Genomic DNA, 7,968 nt, shown 5'->3' on the forward strand with positions numbered 1-7,968 from the left:
CGATCGCGGTGCGGCAGGCTGGCGGCATGGGTCCGGTCAGTTCACCGCGTCGGCAAGCGGCTGCGCGTCGGCGTGCGACGCGGCGCCGTCCTGCTCCGGGCGCGAGATCGAGCGGCGCTGCGATGCGTCGTGGTAGTCGAGGTAGGTGCGCTGCGTCGCGATGTGATCGGCGATGTGCCGGGCGTCGTGCCACACGCCCCAGATGAAGCTGGAGCCACGCCGCGACAGCCACGGCAGCCCGAGGAAATAGATGCCCGGCTCCTTCGACACGCCGCGCTGGTGCTGCGGCTTGCCGGTGTCGGTGAACGCATCGACCTTCAGCCAGCCGTAATCGACCGCATAACCCGTCGCCCAGACGATCGACGTGACGCCTGCGCCGGCGAGGTCGAGCGCGAGGATCGGGTGCGCGACGCAGCCGGGGTTCGGCAGGATGCGGCGGGCTTCGGGTTCGTCCGGCAGGTCGAGGCCGTTGCGCGCCGCATAGGCGTCGGCCGCGTCGAGCAGCGACAGGTAGTTCTCGTCGCCGCGCGCGAGATTGATCGCGAGATCGCGTTCGAATGTGACCACCCCGCCATCGAACGACTTCGTCAGCCCCACGAGCGTCACGCCCTGGTTCGCGAGCTTGCGGAAATCGACCGTATGGCCGCCGCGCGCGCCGCTCACCGCGATCGTCACGTGTTCGCGGCCGGGCGTCGCCACTTCCTTGTCCCATTCGCCGAGCACGCCGAGCCACCAGCAGAAGTCACGGCCGCGATACGCGCGCGGCGGGCGATCGTGCGGGCCGACCGACAGGTAGACCTGGCGGCCCGCGCGCTGCAGTTCGTCGGCGATCTGCACGCCCGACGAACCCGCGCCGACCACCAGCACCGCGCCCTCCGGGAGCTGGCCCGGGTTGCGATAGTCGGCGGAATGGAGCTGCACGAGGCGCGCGTCGTCCGGCGCGATCGGCGGAATCACCGGGCGCTGGAACGGACCGGTCGCGACGACCACGCGGTTCGCCTCGATCGTGCCGCCGGACGTCTCGACGATAAAACCCGGCTTGCCCGTATTGCGCACGACCCGCTTCACCTCGACGCCGGTGCGGATCGGCGCGTTGAACTTGCGCGCATACGCTTCGAAGTAGTCCGCGACCTGGTCTTTCGACGCGAATGCGTCGGGATCGAGGCCGTCGAATTCGAGCCCCGGGAAGCGGTCGTGCCACGCGGGGCCGTTCGCGACCAGCGAATCCCAGCGCCCCGTGCGCCAGCGTTCGGCGATGCGGCTGCGCTCCAGCACGAGATGCGGCACGCCCAGCTTGCCCAGGTGCTCGCTCATGGCCACGCCGGCCTGACCGGCACCGACGACGAGCGTATCGATTGAGGTTGTTTCGACTGCCACGGCTGTCTCCTTCTGAGGTGCGGCTCGGTGCGACGCGTGTGCTGTCGCATGAGTTGGAATGGAGACATTCTGCTGACGCACCGCCGGCGGCGAAATGATGATTTTTGTTGGTGTTGATGAGCAAAAAGCTGGGGGTGGCGCGGGCGGCGAACGTCACGGGACGATGCCCCCGTGTTGCAGCGGCGCCCGCCCGGATGGCGGGCGCCAGCTTCGACCGGTCGCACCGGCTACGCGTGGGCCCATGGGCCGGCGCCCTGCCGATACTCGATCACGCCGCCGTTGATCCGCACCCGCAGGTTGCCGTCCGGCAACTGCACCCAGTTCTGCATGTCGAGGCTCAGCATCAGCGCGGCGAAGAAATCCCGCAGTTGTTGCGACTGGCTGGCCTGCCAGAGATCGATGCGCCCGAGGCAGGTACGCAGGTCGCCGCTCTGCTGCATGATCGTCTCGACCTGCCCGGCCACGTTCGCCGACGGGTCGTACACCTGCGTGCCGTCGGCGCTGACGATCGACAGATGGATCGCGCGCACCGACGCCGGCTGGCCCGGCACCTGCTCGACGAGCGCGATGCAGCTCGTCATCGCGCCGAAATCGATTTCCGTCGCATCTCCCCAGATGCGCTCGCCAACCGCCAGCGGCGCGGGACCTTGTACGTTCTGAATGTCGTAGGGCATGGGTTCCTCACTTGACTCGATGGGACTGCCGGTGACGGGGCCGCGACGTGCTCGAAATGAAGAACGTGCGTCGGCCCTGCCGCTCACATCCCGCATCGCGCCTGACGGCCCGGCGGGTCGTGTCGATCGATTGCCTGTCGCTGCGTGCGGTCGTACGCTACGCGCCCTTCTTGTCCAGCAGCGCCTGATACCGCTGCAGGCTCTCGTCGATCTTGTCGAGCGCGACGCTCGCGGCCTCCCCTTCGATCGCCTCCGCGGCACCCGCGACGATCGCCGCGGTCGCGACGAACAGGTCCGTCAACAGCAGGCCCACCGCATCCATCGCCATCCCGGGCACGTTCTCGTCGACGGTCTTCTGCGCCAGATCCTTCATCAGCACGCTCTTGCCCGCGATCGCCAGCGACGTCGTCGCCTCGAAGTAGTTGGCCGCCGCCTGCGCGACCATCCCGCCCGCCTGCGTGATCATCATGTTCGGGCCGACGGCGATCTGCGTCGTCGCGTAGGACGCAGCCTCCGCGTTGATCGCCTGCACGGTCTGCAGCGCCGAGCCGCCGGCCCCGGCCGGATCGGCGACCTGGTTCGGTGCCTTCAGCGCATCGGTGAGCCTGCGCAGCCGGTTGACCGGCCACGCGCGCGCGCCGGCCTTCGACGCCACGACCTGCGGGGCGACCTCGGCGGGTGTTGCGGCGTCGGCCGGCGTGGTTGCTCCTGCCGCGGCGGCGGCTGCATCGTGCGGCGCCTGCGGCGCACCGTCGCCGCGTCCGCCCAAAAGGCCTTTCATGTTCATGATTCAGGTATCCCGAGAGTCGTCGCATCAATGCGTGGAACCCGTCTGCGGCCCGGCCGTCGGGGCTTGCGCCGCGCCGCCCGATGCCGGCTTCGGCGACGCTTCGACGGACAGGATCATCGCCACCGCCTTCGACACGACGGCGTTCGAAATCTGGTTCAGCGCCGCCTGCTGCTGCGTCATGTTCTGCGCCGAGATGCCGACGGCCTGGCTGAACATCTGATAGAGCGTGCCCAGTGCCTGGGCCGGCGATCCCGCGACGACGCTGACATTGGTCTGCGTCACCGCGTCGGTAACCTGCTCATTGACTTTGTCTGCCACGAGGCCTCCTCGGATCTCGGCTCCGGCATGCGATTGAAGGAACGGCGGGCCGGCAGGCCATCGACGCCGCGCATGCCGTTAGGAACGCTGCACGCACGCGTTCGTGAACCCGCTCACGCGAGTTCCTCGCGCAATTTCCTGCGCAGCAGCTCGACACGCTTTCTGGCCAGCGGCTCGTTGATCCCGAGCGTCGCCGCGATGTGCAGATAGGGGCGGTCCTCCTCGAACTTCAGCGTGAACAGCATCTGCTGCTGCGACGGGAGCGTGGCCAGCACCTGTTCGAGACGCAGCAGCTGTTGCCGGAGCAGCAGTTGCTGCTCCACCGACGGCGCATGGCCGGCCAGCTCGACGGTGTGATCGTCGTCCCAGCCCGGGTCGAACTCGAGCATGCCGCTTTCGCGCAGACGACGGCGCGCGCCGTCGAGGAACGCGTGGTTCAGCGCCAGAAAGAGAAAGCCGGCGAGGTTCCGGACGCGCTCGGGCGAACGTTGCAGGTAAATGTGGACCTTGAGCGCGGTATCGGAGAGCAGTTCGTCGGCACGGTGAATATCGCCCTTGCACAACAGGCGCGCGCGGCGCCGCAGTTTCCCCTGCATTTCCCGCCACGTGTGATCGAGCTGTTGCGCCGGTGACTCAGGCGTCGAAACAGCGTGCTGGTTCGAGGTTGTCATCCCGTGCCTTCCTTTTTCTGGAAAACACAGAATCGATTCGATGCCGAGAATGGCGCTGTTACCCGCGTAACACCGTTATCAAGATAATCGGACCGTGTAAATTTTCTTGATTATTATTGACGGAAATTTTAATTCCCTCGCGTCTCCTCATCCGTCGTTTCGGGCGCGCCGTCGAGCGTGACGATTGGCATTCGATGAAAAATGGTGACTGCCGCCTCGATGCGCCTACGCCTTCATGCTGCCGCCGATGTCGGTCGACCAAACGTCCCTGGCGCCGAAGCAAAGCCATATCGGGACCACTTTCCCATTACCTGGTTATTTTCATCATTCATTTTTCACGCAGTGCCAAAGGCAACGTTTTTCGCTAGGTGGCCGCATCGTCAAACAACCTTGCACGGAAAACATGCCTGCCCTTATCAACGGTCGAACGCTGTGCAATATACCGATACTCGCCGATCTTCCGGCGAGCCTGCTCGCCCACATCGAGCGGCATCTCTCGCCCTGGCCCGAACACGGCAATCGCCTGTTGTTCTTCAAGGGCGATCCGGGCGATTTCGTCGCCTTCGTGCACTGCGGCCGGGTCTACAAGACGCTGCACGAACCCGGCGGACGCGAACTCATTCTCGGCCACTCGTTGCCGGGCGAACTCATCGGAGAAAACACGCTGGTTCGCGCCCACCGGCGCAGCTTCACCGCGCAGTTGAGCCCCGATTGCCGCGTGTCGCTGCTGCATCGCCAGTACTTCGCGCCGCTGTTGGCCAACGCGGATTTCATGGAGCGCATCCACGAGCAGCTGTGCCGGAACGTCCACCAGTTGAGCGACTTCATCGAATCGGCGTGCCTGTACCGGCTCGAAGCTAGGCTCGCGCGCCATCTGCTGAACCGCATGCAAGGGAACGATCTGGAAGTGCGGCTACCGGAGAACCAGAGCATCCTCGCGGCCATGCTCAACGTCAGCCGGCCGCGACTGAACAGCAGCCTGCAGAAGATGCAGCGCGACGGCCTGATCCGGCTTCACGAGCACGGCGTGACGATCGAGAAACCCGAGCAGCTCCGGACCATCGTCAACGCCAATTGACGCGCCGCGCCACGGTGGCAGGCGGTCGCGCGCGCCGGGTTGCGCGGCGCGCGGTGAAGATCAGCCGCGCCAGTGGCCGATGGCGTTCATCAACTGCGCGACGGCGCTCAGTTGCGACGCAAAGTTGTCGTTCGCCGAGCGCGCCGCGGCAGCCGCCGCCACCGGAGAGCCGGCATAGAGCTGCATGATGCCGACGGTCGTGGCGGCGAGGTTGGACATCGCCTGGTTCGCCTGCATCTGCACCGCGTTGTGAAGCAGGATCGAGGACGCATGGCTGTTCGACTGCATGAGCGTGCCCAAGGCCACGGCGGGCGCTTCGCCCACCACCTTGACGTTGGCTTGCGTGACCGCATCGGTCACCGCGGCGGAAACCTGTTCCGGCATGTCGTTGCTCCTGGTTTGCCCGCCGCTGCGGTGCAGTCACGGCGAAAGCATGAATGGGTCGGTCGGCGGCGTGCGCCGGGCGATAGTAGCGGTGCGGCCGGGCGCTCGCCGTCGCGAACGCCGGCATGTCGACAGGCGCCGGGCGGCCGCCGCGGGGATCGGGGCCGCCGCCCGGCGTCGACGCCGGGTTACGCGTCAGACCAGCGCCTTGCCGAGCGCGAGCACATCGGCCAGCACGGACAGCACACCGTTCGAGCCGATTTCCGTCGCGGCGGCGCCGGCGCTCGCCGGCCCGAGCGTGTAGAGCTGCATCGTGCCCACGTTCGTCGAGGTCGGCAGTTGTACCGCGGCCTGCGACTGCTGCTGCACGGCGTTCTCGAACAGCACGCTGAGCGAATGGCTCTGGGCCTGGTACAGCGAGCCCGTCGCCATCGCGGGCGCTTCGCCCACCACCTTGACGTTGGTCTGCGTGACGGCGTCGGTGATCGCGGCATTGACCGCACACGTCTTGCAGTTGCAGGGGTCTTTCGGATCCGTCGGGTCCGTCGGGGCGCCCGTGTTCGTATCATTTGACATCGTATTTCTCCAGGTTTGCGAACGGACGCCGCATCGAATCGGCGCTACCCGTCCTGTCGTTTGCTCCGGAACACCGCGCGGCACCGCTGTTCAGGCGCCGGCGGCCGTGCTGCGGTTCGGCGGCGCGGCGGCGGCATCGGCGGCCCGTGCCGCTTGCGCCGCCGCTCAACCACGGCGTTGCGACCGCGCCTTACGGGCGCATCGCCTTCCCGATCGCGATCACGTCGGCCAGAATGGAGATGATCCCGTTCGCGCCGATTTCCGTGGCGGCCGCCCCCGCGCTTTCCGGTCCGATCGTGTAGAGCTGCATCGTCCCCACGTTCGTCGACGTCTGCGACTGGATCGCGGCCTGCGACTGCTGCTGCACCGCGTTCTCGAACAGGATGCTGAGCGAATGGCTCTGGGCCTGGTACAGCGAGCCCATCGCCATTGCCGGCGCCTCGGCGACCACCTTGACGTTGACCTGCGTGACGGCATCGGTAATCGCGGGATTGACCTGGCACACCTGACACGTATCACTCATTTTTTGCTCCTTGATTCACGTAGTTGAGAGGTCGCACGCTGGGGCCGGCCGGTTTCGCGTCCAGTTGCCTGACTTCGGCCGCCTGACTTCAACCGCATGCCCCGCGTGCTACTCCATGGACGCTGGCCCGGGGGTATCGTGAACAGAAGTGGTGGCGGTGCCGCTGGCGGCCGGTTCGTGCAGTTCGGCCGGACAGGCGCCGATGCGTTGCAGCCGCTCGTCTATCGCGTCGAGCCGCACGGCGAGCCGTTCGGCGAGCGGATCGACGTACTGCCGGAAGCAGGCTTCGATTTCCTGCCGGATGAGGCCTGTCAGTTGTTCGCCGATCACCGCCAGCGCCTCGCGGGTACTGTCCTGGATGTCGGCCGCGCCGGATGTCTGCGCGTCGCCCGGCGGCGCGTGCGCGTCGAGTACGCCGGACACCTTCTGCTGTTCCGATGCCAGCATGCCGAGGGTCGTCTCGTTCTGCGCGTCGATCGTCTGCAGGATGCCGCGCATCTTCTCGTACGCCTTCTGCTGGTTGAGCTGCAGAAAATGCTTGACCTGCTCTCGCGCCTCCTGCCGGGTCTTCAATCGCGGCAATGGCGGGTTCGCGGCGCTCGCCTGCGCGGCCGTGCCGGCGGGCGGCGCCGGCCGGGTCCCGTGACTACCCGGCAGCCGCTCGAGCAGCGCCCGTTCTTCGCCCGGCTCCAGGGGCCGTCCCAATCGCTTCTCCGCGAACTGCCGCAGCAAGGGGTCGAGTGCGTCGTTGCTCATGGCTCACACCTCCTCGATGGCCGCCCGCGGTGCCGGAGCGTGCGGTTCGGGTGCGGATGGACGCAGCGCCGAGGCGCCTCGGCCGGCGGACTGCATTGGATATCGCATGGTGTTCTCCGGGAAATGGAAATGCGGCGGCCCTGCCGGAAATTCCGGCAGCGCCGCTGCAGGGACGAACCGTGCGACGGGTCTGTGAAGTCAGTCGGCGCCGGCATCGGGCGTTCCGCCGCAGATGTCGGGAATGGCCTCGAGGGGCGAGCGCATTGCATCGCGCGTCAATCCCGCGCGGATGGCGGCCATGCGAACGCGTTCGGATCGCCGGGCGGCCATTCCTCGATGCCTTTCCACCCGCGCATCACGTCTTCCCGCGGCTTCTTGTTGCCTTTCCGATATCCGACCTGCAACGATTGGATCGACGGACGAACCCTGATTCCAGGTGCGTTATTCATGCAATCGACTGACGGGTACCTTGCGATCGTCGGCTGTCGCATGTGCGGGTGAGTGTTCGCGAAGGACAAGAAAGGTTGCCTCGCGAGATCCGGGCGACGCGATCCCGGGCGGGGGACGTCAGGGCCATTCGACGTTTCCCCTGCCCCCGGTCCCCGACAATTCTTGACTGTTCCCGCACCGCCGAACTGGTACGATGCCGGTCGACTCGGTGTGGACGGCAGCCTGGAGACGTTCAACCGTCCCCCTTTTTATGCCCCCAACCGGCCAATCGCGTCGCCCCGTCCAGGCGACACGGTGCCCCGACCGCACCGCGTCCCCCGTTCTACCCCGCAACACCCCCCTTCTCTTATTCAAACCTCCCAGCCCGTATG

General features: G+C 66.8%; 10 protein-coding genes. 1 reads left to right on the plus strand and 9 read right to left on the minus strand.

Going from position 1 to position 7,968, the window contains the following annotated elements:
- Positions 1-36: 36 nt before the first annotated feature.
- The 5 genes from GQ57_RS35545 to GQ57_RS35565 form a co-directional block, all read right to left on the minus strand.
- Positions 37-1,377 carry a flavin-containing monooxygenase gene (locus tag GQ57_RS35545; RefSeq protein ID WP_034200349.1) on the minus strand — a complete coding sequence of 447 codons (1,341 nt, stop codon included), beginning with the start codon at positions 1,375-1,377 and terminating at the stop codon, positions 37-39.
- Positions 1,378-1,604: 227 nt separating this feature from the next.
- Positions 1,605-2,051, minus strand: a complete 447-nt coding sequence (locus GQ57_RS35550; RefSeq protein ID WP_031401143.1) for a hypothetical protein — start codon at positions 2,049-2,051, stop codon at positions 1,605-1,607.
- Positions 2,052-2,208: 157 nt separating this feature from the next.
- Positions 2,209-2,832, minus strand: coding sequence for a hypothetical protein (locus GQ57_RS35555; RefSeq protein WP_235215188.1), 624 nt, complete (start codon positions 2,830-2,832; stop codon positions 2,209-2,211).
- A 33-nt stretch (positions 2,833-2,865) separates the two neighbouring features.
- Positions 2,866-3,159, minus strand: a complete 294-nt coding sequence (locus GQ57_RS35560) for a RebB family R body protein (RefSeq protein ID WP_031401141.1) — start codon at positions 3,157-3,159, stop codon at positions 2,866-2,868.
- Positions 3,160-3,272: 113 nt separating this feature from the next.
- The gene (locus GQ57_RS35565; protein ID WP_031401140.1) at positions 3,273-3,830 is read right to left on the minus strand and encodes an RNA polymerase sigma factor; all 558 of its coding nucleotides are present in this window, start codon (positions 3,828-3,830) and stop codon (positions 3,273-3,275) included.
- 235 nt (positions 3,831-4,065) lie between these two features.
- Here GQ57_RS35565 and GQ57_RS35570 point away from each other — a divergent pair, with 235 nt between their 5' ends.
- Positions 4,066-4,908 carry a Crp/Fnr family transcriptional regulator gene (locus GQ57_RS35570; RefSeq protein WP_235212750.1) on the plus strand — a complete coding sequence of 281 codons (843 nt, stop codon included), beginning with the start codon at positions 4,066-4,068 and terminating at the stop codon, positions 4,906-4,908.
- Between the two features lie 60 nt (positions 4,909-4,968).
- On the opposite strand, the gene GQ57_RS35575 is transcribed toward GQ57_RS35570, so the two are convergent.
- The 4 genes from GQ57_RS35575 to GQ57_RS35590 all read right to left on the minus strand — a co-directional run bounded on the left by GQ57_RS35575 (position 4,969) and on the right by GQ57_RS35590 (position 7,147).
- Positions 4,969-5,292 carry a RebB family R body protein gene (locus GQ57_RS35575; protein ID WP_031401138.1) on the minus strand — a complete coding sequence of 108 codons (324 nt, stop codon included), beginning with the start codon at positions 5,290-5,292 and terminating at the stop codon, positions 4,969-4,971.
- Positions 5,293-5,487: 195 nt separating this feature from the next.
- Complete coding sequence (locus tag GQ57_RS35580) at positions 5,488-5,868, minus strand: RebB family R body protein (RefSeq protein WP_034200351.1); 381 nt, start codon at positions 5,866-5,868, stop codon at positions 5,488-5,490.
- Positions 5,869-6,058: 190 nt separating this feature from the next.
- Entirely contained in the window at positions 6,059-6,391 is a 333-nt protein-coding gene (locus GQ57_RS35585) for a RebB family R body protein (RefSeq protein ID WP_031401136.1), read from the minus strand.
- A 108-nt stretch (positions 6,392-6,499) separates the two neighbouring features.
- Positions 6,500-7,147: a hypothetical protein gene (locus GQ57_RS35590; RefSeq protein WP_034200352.1), complete on the minus strand. Its 648-nt coding sequence runs from the start codon at positions 7,145-7,147 to the stop codon at positions 6,500-6,502.
- Between the last annotated feature and the right edge of the window lie 821 nt (positions 7,148-7,968).

The organism is Burkholderia sp. MSh2, assembly GCF_000731655.1.
Classification (GTDB): Bacteria; Pseudomonadota; Gammaproteobacteria; order Burkholderiales; family Burkholderiaceae; genus Burkholderia; species Burkholderia paludis.

What these genes read in the sequence shown, in the direction of transcription:
- GQ57_RS35550 (WP_031401143.1), bottom strand. Translation starts at nt 2,051, where the DNA reads ATGCCCTACGACATTCAGAACGTACAAGGTCCCGCGCCGCTGGCGGTT.
- GQ57_RS35555 (WP_235215188.1), bottom strand. Translation starts at nt 2,832, where the DNA reads ATGAAAGGCCTTTTGGGCGGACGCGGCGACGGTGCGCCGCAGGCGCCG.
- GQ57_RS35565 (WP_031401140.1), bottom strand. Translation starts at nt 3,830, where the DNA reads ATGACAACCTCGAACCAGCACGCTGTTTCGACGCCTGAGTCACCGGCG.
- GQ57_RS35570 (WP_235212750.1), top strand. Translation starts at nt 4,066, where the DNA reads ATGCTGCCGCCGATGTCGGTCGACCAAACGTCCCTGGCGCCGAAGCAA.
- GQ57_RS35575 (WP_031401138.1), bottom strand. Translation starts at nt 5,292, where the DNA reads ATGCCGGAACAGGTTTCCGCCGCGGTGACCGATGCGGTCACGCAAGCC.
- GQ57_RS35580 (WP_034200351.1), bottom strand. Translation starts at nt 5,868, where the DNA reads ATGTCAAATGATACGAACACGGGCGCCCCGACGGACCCGACGGATCCG.
- GQ57_RS35585 (WP_031401136.1), bottom strand. Translation starts at nt 6,391, where the DNA reads ATGAGTGATACGTGTCAGGTGTGCCAGGTCAATCCCGCGATTACCGAT.
- GQ57_RS35590 (WP_034200352.1), bottom strand. Translation starts at nt 7,147, where the DNA reads ATGAGCAACGACGCACTCGACCCCTTGCTGCGGCAGTTCGCGGAGAAG.